17 protein-coding genes are annotated in these 18,608 nt (G+C 70.6%); 4 read left to right on the top strand and 13 right to left on the bottom strand.

What is annotated here, in order from left to right; all coding sequences use genetic code 11:
- Nucleotides 1-107 precede the first annotated feature (107 nt).
- Both GTY47_RS03970 and GTY47_RS03965 read left to right on the top strand, forming a co-directional pair.
- The gene (locus tag GTY47_RS03970) at nt 108-1,577 is read left to right on the top strand and encodes an AlkA N-terminal domain-containing protein (RefSeq protein ID WP_010038801.1); all 1,470 of its coding nucleotides are present in this window, start codon (nt 108-110) and stop codon (nt 1,575-1,577) included.
- Between the two features lie 9 nt (nt 1,578-1,586).
- Nucleotides 1,587-2,069 (top strand): methylated-DNA--[protein]-cysteine S-methyltransferase, encoded by a 483-nt coding sequence (locus tag GTY47_RS03965; protein WP_010038800.1) that lies wholly within the window; start codon nt 1,587-1,589, stop codon nt 2,067-2,069.
- Between the two features lie 33 nt (nt 2,070-2,102).
- Here GTY47_RS03965 and GTY47_RS03960 read toward each other — a convergent pair whose 3' ends face one another.
- From GTY47_RS03960 to GTY47_RS03945, 4 genes are all read right to left on the bottom strand, one after another.
- Nucleotides 2,103-2,858 (bottom strand): Sir2 family NAD-dependent protein deacetylase, encoded by a 756-nt coding sequence (locus tag GTY47_RS03960; protein WP_010038799.1) that lies wholly within the window; start codon nt 2,856-2,858, stop codon nt 2,103-2,105.
- An 80-nt stretch (nt 2,859-2,938) separates the two neighbouring features.
- Complete coding sequence (locus GTY47_RS03955; RefSeq protein ID WP_010038798.1) at nt 2,939-3,436, bottom strand: NUDIX hydrolase; 498 nt, start codon at nt 3,434-3,436, stop codon at nt 2,939-2,941.
- Between the two features lie 28 nt (nt 3,437-3,464).
- The gene (locus tag GTY47_RS03950; RefSeq protein WP_010038796.1) at nt 3,465-3,917 is read right to left on the bottom strand and encodes a hypothetical protein; all 453 of its coding nucleotides are present in this window, start codon (nt 3,915-3,917) and stop codon (nt 3,465-3,467) included.
- 278 nt (nt 3,918-4,195) lie between these two features.
- Entirely contained in the window at nt 4,196-5,269 is a 1,074-nt protein-coding gene (locus GTY47_RS03945; protein ID WP_010038794.1) for an ADP-ribosylglycohydrolase family protein, read from the bottom strand.
- A 274-nt stretch (nt 5,270-5,543) separates the two neighbouring features.
- On the opposite strand from GTY47_RS03945, the gene GTY47_RS03940 reads away from it, so the two are divergent.
- Nucleotides 5,544-6,662 carry a glycerate kinase gene (locus tag GTY47_RS03940; protein WP_010038791.1) on the top strand — a complete coding sequence of 373 codons (1,119 nt, stop codon included), beginning with the start codon at nt 5,544-5,546 and terminating at the stop codon, nt 6,660-6,662.
- A gap of 112 nt (nt 6,663-6,774) precedes the next feature.
- Here GTY47_RS03940 and pssA read toward each other — a convergent pair whose 3' ends face one another.
- The 9 genes from pssA to GTY47_RS03895 form a co-directional block, all read right to left on the bottom strand.
- Nucleotides 6,775-7,557: a CDP-diacylglycerol--serine O-phosphatidyltransferase gene (pssA, locus tag GTY47_RS03935; RefSeq protein ID WP_050810223.1), complete on the bottom strand. Its 783-nt coding sequence runs from the start codon at nt 7,555-7,557 to the stop codon at nt 6,775-6,777.
- 58 nt (nt 7,558-7,615) lie between these two features.
- Complete coding sequence (locus GTY47_RS03930) at nt 7,616-8,272, bottom strand: phosphatidylserine decarboxylase (RefSeq protein WP_010038789.1); 657 nt, start codon at nt 8,270-8,272, stop codon at nt 7,616-7,618.
- Nucleotides 8,273-8,442: 170 nt separating this feature from the next.
- Nucleotides 8,443-9,648, bottom strand: a complete 1,206-nt coding sequence (locus tag GTY47_RS03925; RefSeq protein ID WP_010038788.1) for an acyl-CoA dehydrogenase family protein — start codon at nt 9,646-9,648, stop codon at nt 8,443-8,445.
- 2 nt (nt 9,649-9,650) lie between these two features.
- Complete coding sequence (locus GTY47_RS03920) at nt 9,651-10,163, bottom strand: MaoC family dehydratase (RefSeq protein WP_010038785.1); 513 nt, start codon at nt 10,161-10,163, stop codon at nt 9,651-9,653.
- Nucleotides 10,164-10,168: 5 nt separating this feature from the next.
- A complete protein-coding gene (locus tag GTY47_RS03915; RefSeq protein ID WP_010038783.1) occupies nt 10,169-11,131 on the bottom strand; it encodes a CoA ester lyase in 963 nt (320 codons plus the stop codon).
- Nucleotides 11,128-13,155, bottom strand: a complete 2,028-nt coding sequence (locus tag GTY47_RS03910; protein WP_010038780.1) for a protein meaA — start codon at nt 13,153-13,155, stop codon at nt 11,128-11,130. Before GTY47_RS03910 ends, GTY47_RS03915 begins: the two co-directional genes overlap by 4 nt.
- 10 nt (nt 13,156-13,165) lie before the next feature.
- On the bottom strand, nt 13,166-14,503 hold the full coding sequence (gene ccrA / locus GTY47_RS03905) for a crotonyl-CoA carboxylase/reductase (RefSeq protein WP_010038778.1): 1,338 nt from the start codon (nt 14,501-14,503) through the stop codon (nt 13,166-13,168).
- A 385-nt stretch (nt 14,504-14,888) separates the two neighbouring features.
- Nucleotides 14,889-15,698 carry a TetR family transcriptional regulator gene (locus tag GTY47_RS03900; RefSeq protein WP_197709809.1) on the bottom strand — a complete coding sequence of 270 codons (810 nt, stop codon included), beginning with the start codon at nt 15,696-15,698 and terminating at the stop codon, nt 14,889-14,891.
- A gap of 136 nt (nt 15,699-15,834) precedes the next feature.
- A complete protein-coding gene (locus GTY47_RS03895) occupies nt 15,835-17,640 on the bottom strand; it encodes a 3-hydroxyacyl-CoA dehydrogenase family protein (RefSeq protein ID WP_010038774.1) in 1,806 nt (601 codons plus the stop codon).
- Between the two features lie 392 nt (nt 17,641-18,032).
- On the opposite strand from GTY47_RS03895, the gene GTY47_RS03890 reads away from it, so the two are divergent.
- Nucleotides 18,033-18,608 carry an adenylosuccinate lyase gene (locus GTY47_RS03890; protein ID WP_010038773.1) on the top strand — a complete coding sequence of 192 codons (576 nt, stop codon included), beginning with the start codon at nt 18,033-18,035 and terminating at the stop codon, nt 18,606-18,608.

Genomic DNA, 18,608 nt, shown 5'->3' with positions numbered 1-18,608 from the left:
ATCCCGGCCGCAGCTGTCTCCGCCGGGCGCCGCCCGGGCACGTCGATGTCGGATTCTCGCCAGCCCCGTCCCGCCCGGTGCCCGATGCTGGACGCATGCAGATGGGGATGCACACCGACACCGAGCGCTGCCTGCGCGCCGTCCAGTCCAAGGACGCACGGTTCGACGGATGGTTCTTCACGGCCGTCCTGACGACCGGCATCTACTGCCGTCCCAGTTGCCCGGTCGTGCCGCCCAAGCCCGAGAACATGGTCTTCCACCCGAGCGCGGCGGCCTGCCAGCAGGCCGGGTTCCGGGCCTGCAAGCGCTGCCGGCCCGACACCAGCCCCGGCTCCCCGGAATGGAACCAGCGCGCCGACCTCGTGGCCCGCGCCATGCGGCTGATCGCCGACGGCGTCGTGGACCGCGAGGGCGTGCCCGGCCTCGCCGCCCGCCTCGGCTACAGCACCCGGCAGGTCGAGCGCCAGCTCCTCGCGGAACTGGGCGCCGGCCCCCTCGCGCTGGCCCGCGCCCAGCGCTCCCAGACGGCCCGGCTGCTCATCGAGACGACGACCCTGCCCATGGCCCGGATCGCCTTCGCCGCCGGCTTCGCCTCGATCCGCACCTTCAACGACACCGTCCGCGAGGTCTTCGCCCTCTCCCCGAGCGAGCTGCGCGCCCGCGCCCCGAGACGGCAGGGCGCCGGCACACCCGGAGCCCTGTCCCTGCGGCTGCCATTCCGGACCCCGCTCAACCCCGACAACCTCTTCGGCCACCTCGCCGCCACGGCCGTACCCGGCGTGGAGGAGTGGCGCGACGGTTCCTACCGGCGCACGCTGCGGCTGCCGTACGGCCACGGCATCGTGGCCCTCACCCCGAACCCCGACCACATCGCCTGCCGCCTCACCCTCAGCGACCTGCGCGATCTGACCGTCGCCATCAGCCGGTGCCGCCGTCTGCTCGACCTGGACGCGGACCCGGTGGCGATCGACGAGCAGCTGCGCACGGACCCGGTCCTGGCGCCGCTGGTCGACAAGGCGCCCGGCCGACGCGTCCCGCGCACGGTGGACGAGGCGGAGTTCGCCGTCCGGGCCGTGCTCGGCCAGCAGGTCTCCACCGCCGCCGCCCGCACCCACGCGGCCCGCCTGGTCACCGCCCACGGCGAACCGGTCGACGACCCCGAGGGCGGTCTCACCCACCTCTTCCCCGCCCCCGAGGCCCTCGCGGCGCTGGACCCGGAGACCCTGGCGATGCCCCGCACCCGCCGCACGACGTTCACGACCCTTGTCCGTCGGCTCGCCGACGGCGACCTCCACCTGGGGGCGGAGAGCGACTGGCCGCAGGCCCGCGCCCAGCTCCTCGACCTGCCCGGCTTCGGCCCCTGGACGGCCGACGTCATCGCCATGCGCGCCCTCGGCGACCCCGACGCCTTCCTCCCCACCGACCTCGGCATCCGCCGCGCCGCCCAGGAACTCGGCCTGCCCTCCACGCCCGCCAAGCTCACCGCCCGCGCGGCGGCCTGGCGCCCCTGGCGGGCCTACGCCGTCCAGTACCTCTGGGCGACCGACAGCCACCCGATCAACTTCCTTCCTGTCTAGGGACGTTCCATGAAGCAGCACACCGTGACCGACAGCCCCTACGGGCCCCTCACCCTCGTCGCCGACGACGGTGTCCTGTGCGGCCTCTACATGACCGGCCAGCGCCACCGCCCGCCGGAGGAGACCTTCGGCACCCGCGACGACACCCTGTTCGCGGAGACGGAGGAACAACTGAAGGCCTACTTCGCGGGAGAGCTCAAGCAGTTCACCGTCGAACTCCGTCTGACCGGCACCCCGTTCCAGCGCAGCGTCTGGGACCAGCTGCGCCGCATCCCGTACGGTGAGACGCGCACCTACGGCCGGCTCGCCGACGCCCTCGGCACCCCCACGGCATCCCGCGCGGTCGGCCTAGCCAACGGCCGCAACCCGATCGGCATCATCGTCCCCTGCCACCGCGTCATCGGCGCGAACGGCGGCCTCACCGGCTACGGCGGCGGCCTGGAACGCAAACAGCGCCTGCTGGACTTCGAGCGGGGAGCGGCACTCTTCTGACCCTCGCGCACCCCCGACCGGGCCGCGGCGCGCTCACGCGCCTGGAAAACCTGCGGGCCGCCCGTCGGCCGTGAGACCGCGCAGCAGCTCCGGCAGCGCCGTGCCGATGGGTTCGCGGACGATCTCGTCCGCACGGTCGTCGTACGGTGTCGGCTCGGCGTTGACGATGATCAGGCGGGCGCCGTGGTCGGCGGCGACACCGGCGAGGCCGGCGGCGGGCTGGACCTGGAGGCTCGTGCCGACGGCGACGAACACCTGGCTGGCCTTGCTGATGGCGACCGCCTCGCCGAGGACGACGGGGTCGAGCCGCTCGCCGAACATCACCGTCGCCGGCTTCAGGACGCCGCCGCACGCCAGGCACGGCGGGTCGTCCTCACCGGCCTCGACCCGTGCGAGCGCGTCCTCCATCGGGCCGCGGGTGTGGCAGCCGGTACAGACGAAGCTGCGTGCCGTGCCGTGCAGTTCGAGGACCTTGCGGTCGGGCATCCCGGCGAGCTGGTGCAGCCCGTCCACGTTCTGCGTGATCACCCGGACGGGTACCCCGGACCGCTCCAGTTCGGCCACCGCCCGGTGCGCGGCGTTGGGTTCCGCCTGAAGCGTCCGGTTCCTGCGCCGCATCTGCCAGGAGCGGCGGCGGATCTCCGGGTCGCCCATGTAGTACTCGTACGTGACGAGCTTCTCGGCCTCCGGATCCCGCCGCCAGAGCCCGTTCGGCCCGCGGTAGTCCGGGATCCCGGAGTCCGTGCTGATACCGGCACCGGTGAGCAGCGCGACGAGGGGCTTGGCCATGTCACCGAGCGTAGGCCGGGCCGTACGGCGACGGCGAGCGGTTATCGAACGGGACGCCGACGGGTGAACGGCCGGACCGGTCAGTACACCCGGTGCCCGTTCTCCAGCTCCGCCGTGCCCGAGCCGTCCGCCAGCACGTCCAGTCCGGCCAGGACACGGCGGCCGAGGGCGCCCGGCAGATACTCGGTCAGCTCCTCGCGCGGGACCAGCCGCCAGGACAGCAGTTCCTCCTCCTGGAGGCGGATCGCCTTGAACTCGTCCTCGCCGAGCACCCCGCCGTCGTACAGATAGGCCACCAGCGGCGGACGCCCCGGGCCGTGCACCCAGTCCACCGCCAGCAGCCGGCCGAGCTCACGGTCCAGCCCGATCTCCTCCGCCGTCTCGCGCCGCGCGCCCTGCCGCGGCGTCTCGCCGTCGTCGGACTCGATCGTGCCGCCGGGCAGCGCCCAGCCCTCCCGGTAGTTGGGCTCGACGAGCAGCACCCGGCCCTCGCCGTCCCGGAACAGCGCGGCGGCGCCGGCCAGGACGCGGGGCAGGGACGCGATGTAGGCGGCGAAGTCAGAAGAAGAGGTGGTCATTCGGGCAGGGTAACCACCCGGGGAGGGCTCAGCCGCAGGGGAAGACGTAGCTGGACTTGTAGTTGATGTAGAGGCTGCCGGAGGACGAGCCCATCTTGGCCGTCACCGGGGCGCAGGCGAAGCTGGAGACGTACACCGGGCCCGCGTACTCGCTGAAGGTGCCCGAGTCGGGGTCGCAGGCCGTGCCGTCCACCTTGCAGATCTGCACGGACATGTACTGCGCCCGGCCGACGTTGTTGTCGAGGATGGCGCAGCCCTTGCCGCCGTTCTCGTAGGCGAAGAGGGTCGCCTTGCGCAGGTCGGGGTCGACGCCCAGGGGCAGCGGGATCGCCTTGCGCAGGGTGTAGCCGCTGCCGCACACGGTGGCGGAGGCCGAGGCCGCGGACTGCTCGGCGGCGACGGCCCCGGGCGCGGTGAGCACGGCGGCGGTCAGGACGGTCGCGGTGGCGGTGGCACGAAGAGCGGTTCTGAGACGAGGCATGACAAGCAGGCGCTTTCTGTCAGGCGCGAGGACGCGAACCGGGTGACTGGAAATGATCGAACTAGCCAACGGCCAGATCACTTTACGGTCGCTTTTGATCGACATAGGTGGATCACGGACACGTGGCCGGAAATCGTCGCCTGGAAGCGCTTTCAAGCGGAACGCCCGGCTGTCGTCAGCGGCAGCGGCGGTTACTGAGCTCACAGAGGGCCCATGGCGGGAAACGGAAGAACAGGTCGGGCACCCCGCTCAGCCGGGAAATGGCCGGTTCGATCCGGTCAGGCCTGCTGCTCCGCCAGCCGCAGCGTCCGCTCCGCGAGCTCGCTGATGCGTACCCCGTCGAAGCCGAACACCGCGCTGCGGACCGTGTCCTCCAGCGGGACCGTCCACTGCTCCGGAATGGCCGCAGCCCCGCCGAACACCCCGGCCACCGACCCCGCCGTCGCGCCGTTGGAGTCCGTGTCCAGGCCGCCGCGGACGGTCAGGGTGATGGTGCGGGTGAAGTCGCCGTCGCCGTAGAGCAGGCCGGCGGCGAGGACGGCGGCGTTCGGGACGGTGTGGATCCAGCCCATCCCGGCCGTCTCGTCGGTGAGCGTGGTGAGTGTGTCCTCCCAGGACATCCGCGTGTCGTGCAGGGAGACGACCCGCCGCACCGTGCGGGCCAGGCGGCTGCTCGCCGGGATCACGGCCAGGGCCTCGTCGATGGCGTGCCGCACGGTGGGTGCCGTGAACGCCGCCGCGATCAGCGCCGCCGCCCACATCGCGCCGTAGACGCCGTTGCCGGTGTGCGACAGCACCGCGTCCCGCCGGGCCAGCGAGGCGGCCCGGCGCGGCACGCCAGGGCAGGTCCAGCCGTAGATGTCGGCCCTGATCAGCGCCCCGATCCACTCCTGGTACGGATTGTCGTACGTCGCCGTCAGCGGCGGCTTGAGCCCGCCTGCCAGGTTGCGGTACGCGGCCCGCTCGGCGGTGAACGTCTGGAGGTACGGCAGCCGCAGCAGCCACAGGTCGCCGACCTGCTCGGTGCTGAAGCCGAAGCCGTGGGTCTCCAGCAGGTCCAGACCGAGGATCGCGTAGTCGACGTCGTCGTCACGGCAACTGCCGTGGATCCGGCCGCGCACGCACTGGCGCCACTCGGGCCGCAGCTCGAAGCCGTCGTGTTCGCTGATCGGCTCGGGGAGGTAGTCGGTCAGGGGCAGCGCGGCGGCCTGCCGCAGATAGCGGTCGATGCGGTCGCGCGTCCACACCTCGCCCTGCTCGACCGGTTTGCCGAGCATGTTGCCCGCGATGCGGCCCTGCCAGCCGCCGAGGATGCGACCGGCCAGCGCTGCTTCGGTGTCGACGGGGGTCATGGTTGAGGTCTACCCATTTCGGGGTGGGGCGTTCGGCCCGTTCGGGAATGCGGGTGCGTGGTGGCCGTTCGCGCCCGCGCGGCGGCAGCCGCATGTCTGACACAGCCCCGCGCCCCTGACCGTGTCGTTCCAGAGGTTGGGCAGAAGCTGACGGCCGGGGCGTCCTCCGGTTAAGGTCGCAGCGGCGCGACTGGCCTTGACGTGCGTGAGGGCCCGGAGAGCAAGGGGAGTGCAAGTGGCGGACGCTGCAGTGAGCGATACCAAGGCACAGCGGGTGCTCGTCGCCGCGGACAAGTTCAAGGGGTCGCTGACGGCCGTGGAGGTCGCCGAGCGGGTGACGGCCGGGCTGCGCCGGGTCGTACCGGACCTCGAGGTCGAGGCGCTGCCCGTGGCCGACGGCGGCGACGGAACCGTGGCCGCGGCGGTCGCGGCCGGGTTCGAGCGCCGGGAGGTACGGGTCGCCGGTCCGCTCGGCGACGAGGTGACGGCGGCGTTCGCGCTGCGCGACGGGACCGCGGTCGTGGAGATGGCCGAGGCGAGCGGGCTCCAGCGGCTGCCCGCCGGGGTCTTCGCCCCGCTCACGGCGTCCACGTACGGCTCCGGCGAGCTGCTGCGGGCCGCGCTGGACGCGGGCGCCCGCACGATCGTCTTCGGGGTCGGCGGCAGCGCCACCACGGACGGCGGCGCCGGAATGCTGTCCGCGCTGGGCGCACGCTTCCTTGGCGCGCAGGGCGAGCCGGTCCCCCCGGGCGGCGGCGGCCTCGCCGACCTGGCCACCGCTGACCTCTCGTCCCTCGACCCGCGTCTCACCGAGATCGAACTGGTCCTCGCGAGCGACGTGGACAACCCGCTGACCGGCCCGAAGGGCGCGCCCGCGGTCTACGGCCCGCAGAAGGGCGCCTCGCCGGACGACGTGGCGGCCCTGGACGCCGCCCTCGCGCACTTCGCGAAGGTGCTGGAGGAGTCCGCCGGATCGAAGGCCGCCGAGTACGCCGCCTCGCCCGGTGCGGGCGCGGCGGGCGGCATCGGCTACGGCGCCCTGCTGCTCGGCGCCCGTTTCCGTCCCGGCATCGAGGTCATGCTCGACGTCCTGGGCTTCGCCCCGGCCCTGGAGCGCGCCGACCTGGTGATCACCGGTGAGGGCTCCCTCGACGAACAGACCCTCCACGGCAAGGCCCCGGCGGGCGTCGCCGCCGCGGCCCGGGCGGCGGACAAGGAGGTCGTCGCGGTCTGCGGCCGCCTGGCCCTGCCCCCGGAGACCCTGGGACGGGCCGGTTTCCGCCGGGTCTACCCCCTGACGGACGCGGAGCCGGACGTGGCGAAGTGCATCGCGGAGGCGGGCCCGATCCTGGAGCGGGTGGCGGAACGCATCGCCGGGGATTTCCTGACCTGAGGCGAGGCCGCGTCCCTGGGGGCTCCGTCCCCAGCAACAGCACCCCCCAACGGACCGCACAGCAAAGGGCCCCGAACCGACATCCCGGTCCGGGGCCCAAGCCGGTGCAACGCTACGGAAGCTGAGCCGCCCGCGCTTCCCGCCGGTTGTCGCGGAAGTTGTTCACCCGCCGGGCCGTCGCGAACAGGGGGATCACCGCCCCCATGACCAGCTGAAGCGCGCATCCCGTCTGCAGCAGCAGCTGCCCGCTCGGCGCGTCGAACGCCCACGCCGCCAGCAGGCCCATGCTCAGCACGATCCACGACAGCATCGCCACCGCGAGCCGCCCCCGCGGCTTCGGGTACTCGACCCGGCTCACCATGAGCCACGCCGTACCCAGGATCGCCAGCAGCGTCGCCACGAACGGCAGCTCCAGCAGCACGATCGACACGACCGTCAGCGCGCCGAACGGCGACGGCATGCCCTGGAAGGTGCCGTCCTTGACCGTGACGCACGAGAATCTCGCCAGCCGCAGCACCACCGCCAGCAGCACCACGATCGCCCCGACCGCCGCCACCCGCTGATGCGCGTCGTCCGCGACCATGCCGTACACGAGGACGAAGTACGCCGGCGCCAGACCGAAGCTGATCAGGTCGGACAGGTTGTCCAGCTCCGCGCCCATGGGGGAGGAGCGCAGCTTGCGCGCCACCAGGCCGTCGAAGAGGTCGAAGACCGCCGCGCAGAGCATGAGGATGACCGCCGTGGCCGCGCTGTGGCGGGCCATGCCGGTCTCCTGGCTGCCCGTGAGGTGCGGGATCAGGATGCCGGTGGTGGTGAAGTACACCGCCATGAAGCCGCACGTGGCGTTGCCCAGCGTCAGGGTGTCCGCTATCGAGAGGCGAAGAGAGAGGGGCATCTCCTCTTCCTCGTCGACCTCGTCGGCCTCCGGGACCCAGCCGGCCTTGGTGTCAGGATCAATCACGGTCAATGCGAGTCACCCCAGCCACGGTCTTCTGTCCCACCTCGACCGCGACCTCCACACCCTCGGGCAGGTAGAGGTCGACACGCGAGCCGAAGCGGATCAGGCCGATCCGCTCGCCCTGCTCGACCTTGGTGCCCTGGGGCACGTAGGGGACGATGCGGCGGGCGACCGCGCCGGCGATCTGGATCATCTCGATGTCGCCGAGCTCGGTGTCGAAGTGCCAGACGACACGCTCGTTGTTCTCGCTCTCCTTGTTGAAGGCGGGAACGAAGCCACCGGGCACGTGCTCGACCGAGGTCACCGTGCCGGCCAGCGGCGCGCGGTTGACGTGGACGTTGAGCGGGCTCATGAAGATCGCGACGCGGGTGCGGCCGTCCTTCCACGGCATGATGCTCTGCACCACACCGTCGGCGGGCGAGATGACCCGGCCCTGGGTGATCTCGCGCTCGGGGTCGCGGAAGAACCACAGCATCCCCGCGGCGAGCGCGGTGGCGGGAACGGCGACGGCCTTGGCGGCACCCGAGCGGCGGGCGCGGGCCAGGCTGAGGGCTGCGGTGGCGACGGTCGGAAGGAGCCACGGCGATGCTCCGCGCGCGAGGCGTACGCCGGCCCGGCTGTCGCGAGGTGCAGAGGTTTGGCTGTGGGGCATGGATGACCTTCGTAGCGGATGATGCCGCACTCTGACGGGGGACGGCGGCTTTCCGGCGATCGTAGCGGCTCGGGGCCCTAACTGGGTAAGCCAGGCAGCCGAGTCGGCGGCCGAAGAGTGCTGACGGGGTGTGATCTTCTTCTCCAAGAAAACACCCCGTATCCGGACATCTAGCCCTGGAATCGATACTCTTCGAGCAGCCGCCTGCCGATGATCATTTTCTGGATCTCGGCGGTACCTTCACCGATCAGCAGCATCGGTGCCTCACGATAGAGGCGCTCGATCTCGTACTCCTTGGAGAAGCCGTAGCCGCCGTGGATCCGGAAGGCGTCCTCCACGACCTCCTTGCAGTATTCGGAAGCGAGATACTTCGCCATACCGGCTTCAAGGTCGTTTCGTTCCCCGGAGTCCTTTTTGCGAGCTGCGTTCACCATCATCGCATGCGCGGCCTCGACCTTGGTAGCCATCTCGGCCAGCTTGAACTGGATCGCCTGGTGCTGGGCGATCGGCTTGCCGAAGGTGTGACGCTGCTGTGCGTACTGGACGCCGAGTTCGAACGCACGCTGAGCGACGCCACAGCCACGCGCCGCCACGTTGACGCGGCCGACCTCGACACCGTCCATCATCTGGTAGAAACCACGGCCCGTGACCCCACCGAGCACACGATCCGCAGGAATCCGCAGGTCATCCATGATGAGTTCGGTGGTGTCGACACCCTTGTAACCCATCTTGTCGATCTTGCCGGGGATGGTGAGGCCGGGGCGGACCTCGCCGAAGCCGGGCTCCTTCTCCACCAGGAAGGTCGTCATCGACTTGTGGGGCGCGGTGCCCTCGGGGTGACCTTCGTCACTTCGGACCAGAACGGCCACCAGAGACGACGTACCACCGTTGGTCAGCCACATCTTCTGGCCGTTCAGGACGTACCCGTCGCCGTCCTTCACCGCCTTCGAGGTGATCGCCGAGACGTCCGAGCCGAGGCCCGGCTCCGACATCGAGAAGGCGCCGCGGATGTCGCCGGCCGCCATCCTCGGCAGGAAGTGGTCCTTCTGCTCCTGCGTGCCGTGCTGCTTGAGCATGTACGCCACGATGAAGTGCGTGTTGATGATGCCGGACACCGACATCCACCCGCGGGCGATCTCCTCCACGCACAGCGCGTACGTCAGGAGCGACTCGCCCAGACCCCCGTACTCCTCGGGGATCATCAGGCCGAACAGGCCCAATTCCTTCAGCCCGTCGACGATCGCTTGCGGGTACTCGTCGCGGTGCTCCAGCTCGGTCGCGACCGGGATGATCTCCTTGTCCACGAAGTCCCGGACGGTGGACAGGATCTCCTGCTGGATGTCCGTCAGACCGGCGGTCTGGGCGAGTCGCGCCATGGCTACTTCTCCTGCTCCTCGAGCTCGGGGCGGCCGGGCTGCTCGCCGCCGCGCTCCTTGATGTACGTCTCGGTCGGCACCATGACCTTGCGGCGGAACACGCAGACCAGCGTGCCGTCCTGCTTGTAGCCCTTGGTCTCGACGTAGACGATGCCGCGGTCGTTCTTCGACTTCGACGGCCACTTGTCGAGCACGGTCGTCTGGCCGTAGATCGTGTCGCCGTGGAAGGTCGGCGCCACGTGCCTGAGCGACTCGATCTCCAGGTTGGCGATGGCCTTGCCGGAGATGTCCGGCACGGACATGCCGAGCAGGAGCGAGTAGATGTAGTTCCCCACGACGACGTTCTTGCCGAAGTCCGTCGTCTTCTCCGCATAGTTCGTGTCCATGTGGAGCGGGTGGTGGTTCATGGTGAGGAGACAGAACAGGTGGTCGTCGTACTCCGTGACCGTCTTGCCCGGCCAGTGCTTGTACGTCGCCCCGACCTCGAACTCCTCGTAGGTGCGTCCGAACTGCATGGCTGTCAGGCCTCCGGGATCTCGAACTTGCTGGTGCGCCGCATGCCCGCGGCACGTCCCTTGCCCGCGATGACCAGGGCCATCTTGCGGCTGGCCTCGTCGATCATCTCGTCGCCGAGCATCGCCGAGCCCTTCTTGCCGCCCGCCTCGGACGTGTAGTAGTCGTACGCGTCCAGGATCAGCTCGGCGTGGTCGTAGTCCTCCTGGGACGGCGAGAAGATCTCGTTGGACGCCTCGACCTGGCCCGGGTGCAGCACCCACTTGCCGTCGAAGCCGAGGGCGGCGGCGCGCTGCGCGACCTCGCGGTAGCCGTCGATGTTGCGGATCTGGAGGTAGGGGCCGTCGATGGCCTGGAGGTTGTTGGCGCGGGCGGCCATCAGGATCTTCATCAGGATGTAGTGGTAGGCGTCCGCCGGGTAGCCGGGCGGCTGCTCGCCCACGACCAGCGACTTCATGTTGATGGAGGCCATGAAGTCGGCCGGGCCGAAGATGATGGTCTCGACGCGCTGGGAGGCCTGCGCGATCTCGTTGACGTTGTTCAGGCCCTGGGCGTTCTCGATCTGCGCCTCGATGCCGATCTTGCCGACCTCGAAGCCCATGGTCTTCTCGATCTGGGTCAGCAGCAGGTCCAGCGCGACGATCTGCTGGGCGTCCTGCACCTTCGGCAGCATGATGCAGTCGAGGTTCTGGCCGGCGCCCTCGACCACCGTCACGACGTCGCGGTACGTCCACTCGGTCGTCCAGTCGTTGACCCGGACCACGCGCGTCTTGCCCGTCCAGTCGCCCTCGTTGAGGAACTTCACGATGGTGTGCCGCGCCTCGGGCTTGGCGAGCGGGGCGCACGCGTCCTCCAGGTCCAGGAAGACCTGGTCCGCCGGGAGGCCCTGGGCCTTCTCCAGGAAGCGCGGGTTCGAGCCCGGTACCGCCAGGCAGGAACGCCGGGGGCGAAGGCGGTTGACCGTGGTCATGCGGAGACCTCCAGGGGGTCGAGCTTGTTCGCTTTCCGGATCTCGTCGACGATGCGGCCGATGATTCCGGTGATGTCGAAGTCCTTCGGGGTGAAGACCGCGGCCACTCCGGCTGCCCTGAGCTGCTCGGCATCCCCGTTCGGGATGATGCCACCGGCGATCACCGGGATGTCTGTGGCACCGGCCACACGCAGCCGTTCGAGGACGTCCGGAACCAGCTGGGCGTGCGAGCCGGACAGGATGGACAGGCCGACCGCGTGCACGTCCTCGGCGAGGGCGGCGTCCACGATCTGCTCGGGCGTCAGCCGGATGCCCTGGTAGACCACCTCGAAGCCGGCGTCGCGCGCGCGCACGGCGATCTGCTCGGCACCGTTGGAATGTCCGTCCAGGCCCGGCTTGCCGACCAGGAAGCGCAGCTTGCCCACGCCCAGGTCCTTGGCCGTCAGATCCACCTTGCGGCGGACCAGGGCCAGCGTGCTGCCCTCCTCGGCGGGGACGGCCACCGGCGCCGAGGAGACGCCCGTGGGCGCCCTGAACTCGCCGAACACCTCGCGCAGGGCCCCGGCCCACTCGCCGGTCGTGACCCCGGCGCGGGCGCACTCCAGGGTGGCCTCCATGAGGTTCTCGGTGCCCCGGGCGGCCTCCTTCAGCCGCTCCAGCGCCTTGCAGGGCCTCGGGTGGTTGAAGGGCGGCTGGTAGCGGCTGTCGCGCCACCGCTGGAGCGAGGCGATGACCCGGGCCTCGACCTCCGGGTCGACCGTCTGGATCGCGGTGTCCAGGTCAGCGGTCAGCGGGTTCGGCTCGGTGCCCTCGAAGGCGTTGACACCGATGATCTTCTCCTGGCCGGACTCGATCCGGCCCCGGCGCTCGGCGTGCGAGGCGACCAGCTGCGACTTGAGGTAGCCGGACTCGACGGCCGCCATCGCGCCGCCCATCTCCTGGATGCGGTCGATCTCCGCGGACGCGGCCTCGACCAGTTCGTCCACCTTCGCCTCGATGACCTTCGAGCCCTCGAAGATGTCCTCGTACTCCAGCAGATCGCTCTCGTACGCCAGCACCTGCTGGATGCGCAGCGACCACTGCTGGTCCCAGGGGCGGGGCAGACCGAGCGCCTCGTTCCAGGCGGGGAGCTGCACCGCACGCGCGCGTGCGTCCTTGGAGAGGGTCACGGCCAGCATCTCCAGGACGATCCGCTGGACGTTGTTCTCCGGTTGCGCCTCGGTCAGGCCGAGGGAGTTGACCTGGACGCCGTAGCGGAAGCGGCGGTGCTTGGGGTTCTCGATGCCGTACCGCTCACGGGTGATCCGGTCCCAGATGCGGCCGAACGCCCGCATCTTGCACATCTCCTCGATGAAGCGGACGCCCGCGTTCACGAAGAAGGAGATCCGTCCGACGACGTCGCCCATGCGCTCCTGGGGCACCTGCCCCGAGTCGCGCACGGCGTCGAGAACGGCGATCGCGGTGGACATCGCGTACGCGATCTCCTGGACCGGCGTGGCGCCCGCCTCCTGCAAGTGGTAGCTGCAGATGTTGATCGGGTTCCACTTCGGGATGTGGGAGACCGTGTACGCGATCATGTCCGTCGTCAGACGGAGGCTCGGTCCCGGCGGGAAGACGTGCGTGCCGCGGGACAGGTACTCCTTGACGATGTCGTTCTGGGTCGTGCCCTGGAGCTTGGTGATGTCCGCGCCCTGCTCCTCGGCCACGACCTGGTAGAGCGCCAGCAGCCACATGGCCGTGGCGTTGATGGTCATCGAGGTGTTCATCTGCTCCAGGGGGATGTCCTGGAACAGCCGGCGCATGTCACCGACGTGCGCGATCGGCACGCCGACCCGGCCGACCTCGCCGCGGGCGAGGATGTGGTCGGAGTCGTAGCCGGTCTGGGTCGGCAGGTCGAACGCCACCGACAGACCCGTCTGGCCCTTGGCGAGGTTGCGCCGGTACAGCTCGTTGGACGCCTCGGCCGTGGAGTGGCCGGCGTAGGTCCGCATGAGCCACGGACGGTCCTTCTGACGCTCTGTCATCCAGCAGCCCTCAGATGTTCCGGAAGCGGTTGATGGCGTCGATGTGCTTGGCGCGCTTCTCGTGGTCGCGCACGCCCAGGCCCTCCTCGGGGGCCATGCACAGCACGCCGACCTTGCCCTGGTGGAGGTTGCGGTGCACGTCGTAGGCGGCCTGGCCGGTGTCCTGGAGGGAGTACACCTTCGACAGGGTCGGGTGGATCTTGCCCTTCGCGATGAGCCGGTTGGCCTCCCAGGCCTCGCGGTAGTTGGCGAAGTGCGAGCCGATGATCCGCTTCAGCGACATCCACAGGTAGCGGTTGTCGTACTCGTGCATGTAGCCCGAGGTGGAGGCGCAGGTGGTGATGGTGCCGCCCTTGCGGGTGACGAAGACGCTCGCGCCGAAGGTCTCGCGGCCGGGGTGCTCGAAGACGATGTCGATGTCCTCGCCGCCGGTGAGCTCGCGGATGCGCTTGCCGAAGCGCTTCCACTCCTTGGGGTCCTGTGTGTTCTCGTCCTTCCAGAACCTGTAGCCCTCGGCGTTGCGGTCGATGATCGCCTCGGCGCCCATCGAGCGGCAGATCTCGGCCTTCTGCGGCGAGGACACGACACAGATCGGGTTGGCGCCGCCGGCCAGCGCGAACTGGGTGGCGTAACTGCCGAGTCCGCCGCTCGCGCCCCAGATGAGCACGTTGTCGCCCTGCTTCATGCCGGCGCCGTTGCGGGAGACCAGCTGCCGGTAGGCGGTGGAGTTGACCAGGCCGGGGGCGGCGGCCTCCTCCCAGCTGAGGTGGTCGGGCTTGGGCATCAGCTGGTTGGACTTGACCAGGGCGATCTCGGCGAGGCCGCCGAAGTTGGTCTCGAAGCCCCAGATGCGCTGCTCGGGGTCGAGCATCGTGTCGTTGTGGCCGTCGCTGGACTCCAGCTCGACGGACAGGCAGTGCGCGACGACCTCGTCACCGGGGTGCCAGGCGTTGACGCCCGGGCCGGTGCGCAGGACGACGCCCGCGAGGTCGGAGCCGATGATGTGGTACGGCAGGTCGTGGCGCTTGGCCAGCTCGCTGGTGCGGCCGTAGCGCTCCAGGAAGCCGAAGGTGGACAGCGGCTCGAAGATCGACGTCCACACCGAGTTGTAGTTGACCGACGAGGCCATGACGGCCACCAGGGCCTCGCCCGGGCCGAGCTCGGGCAGCGGCACCTCGTCCAGGTGGATCGACTTGCGGGGGTCCTTGTCGCGCGTGGCGAGCCCGGCGAACATCTCCGTCTCGTCCTTGTGCACGGTGATCGCGCGGTACGACTCGGGGAGCGGGAGGGCGGCGAAGTCCTCCGACGTGGAGTCGGGCGACTGGATCGCGGCCAGGATGTCCTTCACGGTCACGGTGTTGCCTCCGGCGGTGAGCGCCCTGAGGGAGGGGCGCCGATGGTTACGTCGGTGCTGCTGAGGGTTGGAGGGGTGCCGTCGGTTCGGCGGTGGTGCTGTTCGGCAGCGCTGGTGGCGCGGGAGGTTGCCTGTGACGCAGGCGTCCGGGCGGGCAGGCGCTGGGCTTGCTGGGACATCGCCCGGACCTCTTCAACGTATGACACCGCGTGTCACCCCGCAAGGCACTGAGTGCCAGAACTTGGCCTCAGATGAAATCTTTACGTAACAAATGAGCGATGATCGATCGAACGGCCTCGGAGAGAGCCTGCAAAACGGCCTCTGACATGCCAAAACGGCCACCCCGAGGGGTGGCCGTCATCACACGGGCGAAGAGGGCTCAGCGCTCCTTGAGGGCCTGTTCGATCGTCCGCATGACCTCGTCCAGCGGGGCGTCGGTACGGGCGACGGTCACCAGCACCTCGCCCTGGGCCGAGGCCGTGGCCGCGGCCGGCTGCGCCTCCGTGGAGCGCCCGGCCCCGATCCCCGTGCCGAACGTCTTGCGCACGATCGCGAAGGCGTGGTCCAACTGCGCCTCCACGTCCCCCTGCCCGCCCGCCCGCAGCCAGCGCCGCAGGACGTGGTTGTGGGCGGTGACCACGGCGGACGCGGCGACCTCCGCCAGCAGCGGATCGTCGTTGGCGTCGTCGGCGTGCGCGCGCTCGTCGAAGTGGCCGAGGAGGTAGCGGGTGAACAGGCGCTCGTAGCGGGCCACCGACGCGATCTCCGCCTCGCGCAGCGTGGGCACCTCGCGTGTCAGCTTGTAGCGGGCGACCGAGATCTCCGGCCGGGCCGCGTACATCTTCATGACTTCCTTGATGCCGCGGCACACCGTGTCGAGCGGATGCTCGTGCGCGGGCGCGGCGTTGAGCACCGCCTCGGCCCGGACCAGGGTGTCGTCGTGGTCGGGGAAGATCGCCTCTTCCTTGGAACGGAAGTGGCGGAAGAAGGTGCGGCGTGCGACCCCGGCCTGGGCCGCGATCTCGTCGACGGTGGTCGCCTCGTACCCCTTGGTCGCGAACAGCTCCATCGCGGCGGCCGCCAGTTCCCGGCGCATCTTGAGCCGCTGGGCGGCGGCGCGAGAGCCTGCGGCACTTTCCGGCGCGTCGGTCGTAGCTGGTGTACGTGCGGACTTGGCGGGCTGGGACATGCCCTGAACGTACTGCATGTGCGCAGCTCGGTGCGCATGACCTGGTTCTCCGCCGCCGCCAGGGGGCGGCGGGAGCCGGTCCGGGCCGAGCAGGCCGCCCCACTCCGCGCCGGACCGGAACCAGTCGCCGGGACCCTCAGCGCTTGGCATATTCGCGGAAGCCTCGGCCGGTCTTGCGGCCGAGGCAGCCCGCGGCCACCAGGTGCTCCAGGAGCGGTGCCGGGGCGAGCCCCGGGTCGCGGAACTCGCGGTGCAGGACCTTCTCGATGGCGAGCGAGACGTCGAGCCCGACGACGTCCAGCAGCTCGAACGGGCCCATCGGGTAACCGCCGCCCAGCTTCATCGCCGCGTCGATGTCGTCGAGCGACGCGTAGTGCTCCTGCACCATCTTGATCGCGTTGTTCAGGTACGGGAAGAGCAGCGCGTTCACGATGAAGCCCGCACGGTCGCCGCAGTCGACCGGGTGCTTCCTGATCCGGCCGCAGACCTCGCGGACCGTCGCGTGGACGTCGTCGGCCGTCAGCACCGTACGGACGACCTCGACCAGCTTCATGGCCGGCGCCGGGTTGAAGAAGTGCATGCCGATCACGTCCTGCGGGCGCGAGGTGGCCCGGGCGCAGGCCACGACCGGCAGGGACGAGGTGGTGGTGGCCAGGATCGCGCCGGGCTTGCAGACCTTGTCCAGCGCGGCGAACAGGTGCCGCTTGACCTCCAGGTCCTCGGCGACCGCCTCGAGGGCCAGGTCGACGTCGGCGAAGTCGTCGTAGGTGCCCGTCGGCGTGATGAGGTCCAGGGTCCGGGCGGCGGCCTCGGCGGTCATCCGGCCCTTGTCGACCGAGCGGGACAGGGACTTGCCGATGCGGGCCTTCGCGGTCTGGGCCTTCTCCTCGCTGCGGGCGGCGAGGACCACCTCGTACCCGGCCTTGGCGAAGACCTCGGCGATGCCGGAGGCCATGGTGCCCGAGCCCGCGACACCGACCGATCGGACCTCCCGGCCCGGGGCCAGGCTGCCGCCCTCCAGCGGGGTCAGCGCGTCCCGCACGACGGTGCCGCTGCCCGGCGTCTCGTAGGTGTAGAACCCGCGTCCCGCCTTGCGGCCGGTCAGGCCCGCCTCGCTCAGCTGCTTGAGGATCGGCGCCGGGGCGTGCAGCCGGTCGCGGGACGCGGCGTACATCGCCTCCAGGACCGTGCGCGCGGTGTCGACACCGATCAGGTCGAGCAGTGCCAGCGGGCCCATCGGCAGTCCGCAGCCCAGCCGCATCGCGGCGTCGATGTCCTCGCGGGAGGCGTACTTCGCCTCGTACATCGCGGCGGCCTGGTTGAGGTAGCCGAACAGCAGGCCGTCGGCGACGAACCCGGGGCGGTCGCCGACGGCGACCGGCTCCTTGCCCAGGTCGAGGGCGAGATCGGTGACCGCCGTGACGGCGGCCGGCGCGGTCAGCACCGAGGAGACGACCTCGACCAGCCGCATCGCCGGGGCAGGGTTGAAGAAGTGCAGGCCCAGCACGCGCTCCGGACGGGCCGAGTCGGCGGCGAGCCGGGTGACCGACAGGGCGTTGGTGCCGGTCGCCAGGATGGTCTCCGGCCGCACGATCCCGTCCAGTTCCCGGAAGATCTGCTGCTTGATCTCGTACGACTCCGGCGCCACCTCGATGACCAGGTCGGCGCCGGCCGCGGCCCGCAGGTCGGTGGAGGTGCGGACGCGGTCCAGGATCTCCGCGCGGTCCTGCTCGGTCAGCCGGCCGCGCTCGACGCCACGGGCGGTGGAGGACTCCAGGGCGGCGACGCACTTCGCGGCCTGGGCCTCGCTGATGTCGATGCCGACGACCTCGCGGCCGGCCTTGGCGAGGACCTCGGCGATGCCGGTGCCCATCGTGCCGAGGCCGACGACGGCGATGGTGCGCAGCGGGGACAGGGACGGGTCGGACAGGGGAGTGGCCATCGCGGGACTCCAGGATGAGGGTGACGACGGGGAACGCCTCCCGGGTGCGCCGACTACGGCCCGGCGGGAGCCGGGCCCCGGGCGCACCGGGTGCGTGAGAAGTGCGGGTGTTGGCCGGGCTGCGAGCGCACACGCCCGGTGCCGTCGGGCCGGGCGTGCACACGCCCGGTGAACGGCGGTTCCGACCGGCCCTGTCCCGGGGCCGAGCCGTACTGCGGTACCTGAAGTACCGAACCGACTGCTCTCGCGGTGGCCGCGTCACCAGACCGCCGCGAGGAGATACGAGTGGGTAACTCGCTCGTCTGAGCTTAACTCGCGGGTAACGAGCGCGCCAGCCCTCGGGTTTGTGATGTACGTCCCGCGCAGCTCGCGGCGCCCCTAATCTCTCAGTCATGGACGAAGAGTTGCGATCACTCACGGAGCGCTTACGGCAGGAGTCGGGGGCCTCGCCCGCCTTCGAGCGGCTCGTGGCGACCGACGACCTCGACGCCTTGGCCGCGGTGCTGACCGAACCCGGGCAGCCCTTGTGGGCGCGGGAGCTGGCCGCCTTCCGGCTGGGACTCGCCGGGGACCGGCGCGCCTTCGAGTCCCTGGTGCTGTTGCTCAACCACCGCGATCCGCCGCGCTGTGCCTCCGCCGCCCACGCCCTCGCCCGCCTCGGCGACCCGCGCACCGCCCGCGCGGCCGCCGCCCTCGCCACCAACGAGCTGAGGGTCGCCTACGCCCTGCACCCCGTCCGGCTCCTGGTCGAACTGCGCGCCCCGGAGGCCGTGCCCGCCCTGATCACCACCCTCCAGCGACGGCTGCGCCCGCACGACCCGTACCGCCGTGTGGCCCTCGCCTGCGTGGACGGGCTCGGCACGCTGGGCGACGCCCGAGCCAGACCTGTACTGAACGAGGCCCTCGCGCATCCCGTGCTGGCGGAGGCGGCGGTGCGGGCGCTGGGGCGGATTCCGAAACAGAGGTGA

The organism is Streptomyces sp. SID5464, from assembly GCF_009862985.1.
Taxonomy (GTDB): Bacteria; Actinomycetota; Actinomycetes; order Streptomycetales; family Streptomycetaceae; genus Streptomyces; species Streptomyces chartreusis_D.
The sequence above is the reverse complement of the archived record's forward strand: the minus strand, read 5'-3'. Positions and strand labels throughout refer to the sequence as shown.

Excerpts from the sequence above, each read along its gene's own strand:
- GTY47_RS03970 (WP_010038801.1), top strand. The coding sequence starts at position 108 with ATGCACACCGACACCGAGCGCTGCCTGCGCGCCGTCCAGTCCAAGGAC.
- GTY47_RS03965 (WP_010038800.1), top strand. The coding sequence starts at position 1,587 with ATGAAGCAGCACACCGTGACCGACAGCCCCTACGGGCCCCTCACCCTC.
- GTY47_RS03960 (WP_010038799.1), bottom strand. The coding sequence starts at position 2,858 with ATGGCCAAGCCCCTCGTCGCGCTGCTCACCGGTGCCGGTATCAGCACG.
- GTY47_RS03955 (WP_010038798.1), bottom strand. The coding sequence starts at position 3,436 with ATGACCACCTCTTCTTCTGACTTCGCCGCCTACATCGCGTCCCTGCCC.
- GTY47_RS03950 (WP_010038796.1), bottom strand. The coding sequence starts at position 3,917 with ATGCCTCGTCTCAGAACCGCTCTTCGTGCCACCGCCACCGCGACCGTC.
- GTY47_RS03945 (WP_010038794.1), bottom strand. The coding sequence starts at position 5,269 with ATGACCCCCGTCGACACCGAAGCAGCGCTGGCCGGTCGCATCCTCGGC.
- pssA (WP_050810223.1), bottom strand. The coding sequence starts at position 7,557 with ATGCCCCTCTCTCTTCGCCTCTCGATAGCGGACACCCTGACGCTGGGC.
- GTY47_RS03930 (WP_010038789.1), bottom strand. The coding sequence starts at position 8,272 with ATGCCCCACAGCCAAACCTCTGCACCTCGCGACAGCCGGGCCGGCGTA.
- GTY47_RS03925 (WP_010038788.1), bottom strand. The coding sequence starts at position 9,648 with ATGGCGCGACTCGCCCAGACCGCCGGTCTGACGGACATCCAGCAGGAG.
- GTY47_RS03920 (WP_010038785.1), bottom strand. The coding sequence starts at position 10,163 with ATGCAGTTCGGACGCACCTACGAGGAGTTCGAGGTCGGGGCGACGTAC.
- GTY47_RS03915 (WP_010038783.1), bottom strand. The coding sequence starts at position 11,131 with ATGACCACGGTCAACCGCCTTCGCCCCCGGCGTTCCTGCCTGGCGGTA.
- GTY47_RS03910 (WP_010038780.1), bottom strand. The coding sequence starts at position 13,155 with ATGACAGAGCGTCAGAAGGACCGTCCGTGGCTCATGCGGACCTACGCC.
- GTY47_RS03900 (WP_197709809.1), bottom strand. The coding sequence starts at position 15,698 with ATGTCCCAGCCCGCCAAGTCCGCACGTACACCAGCTACGACCGACGCG.
- GTY47_RS03895 (WP_010038774.1), bottom strand. The coding sequence starts at position 17,640 with ATGGCCACTCCCCTGTCCGACCCGTCCCTGTCCCCGCTGCGCACCATC.
- GTY47_RS03890 (WP_010038773.1), top strand. The coding sequence starts at position 18,033 with ATGGACGAAGAGTTGCGATCACTCACGGAGCGCTTACGGCAGGAGTCG.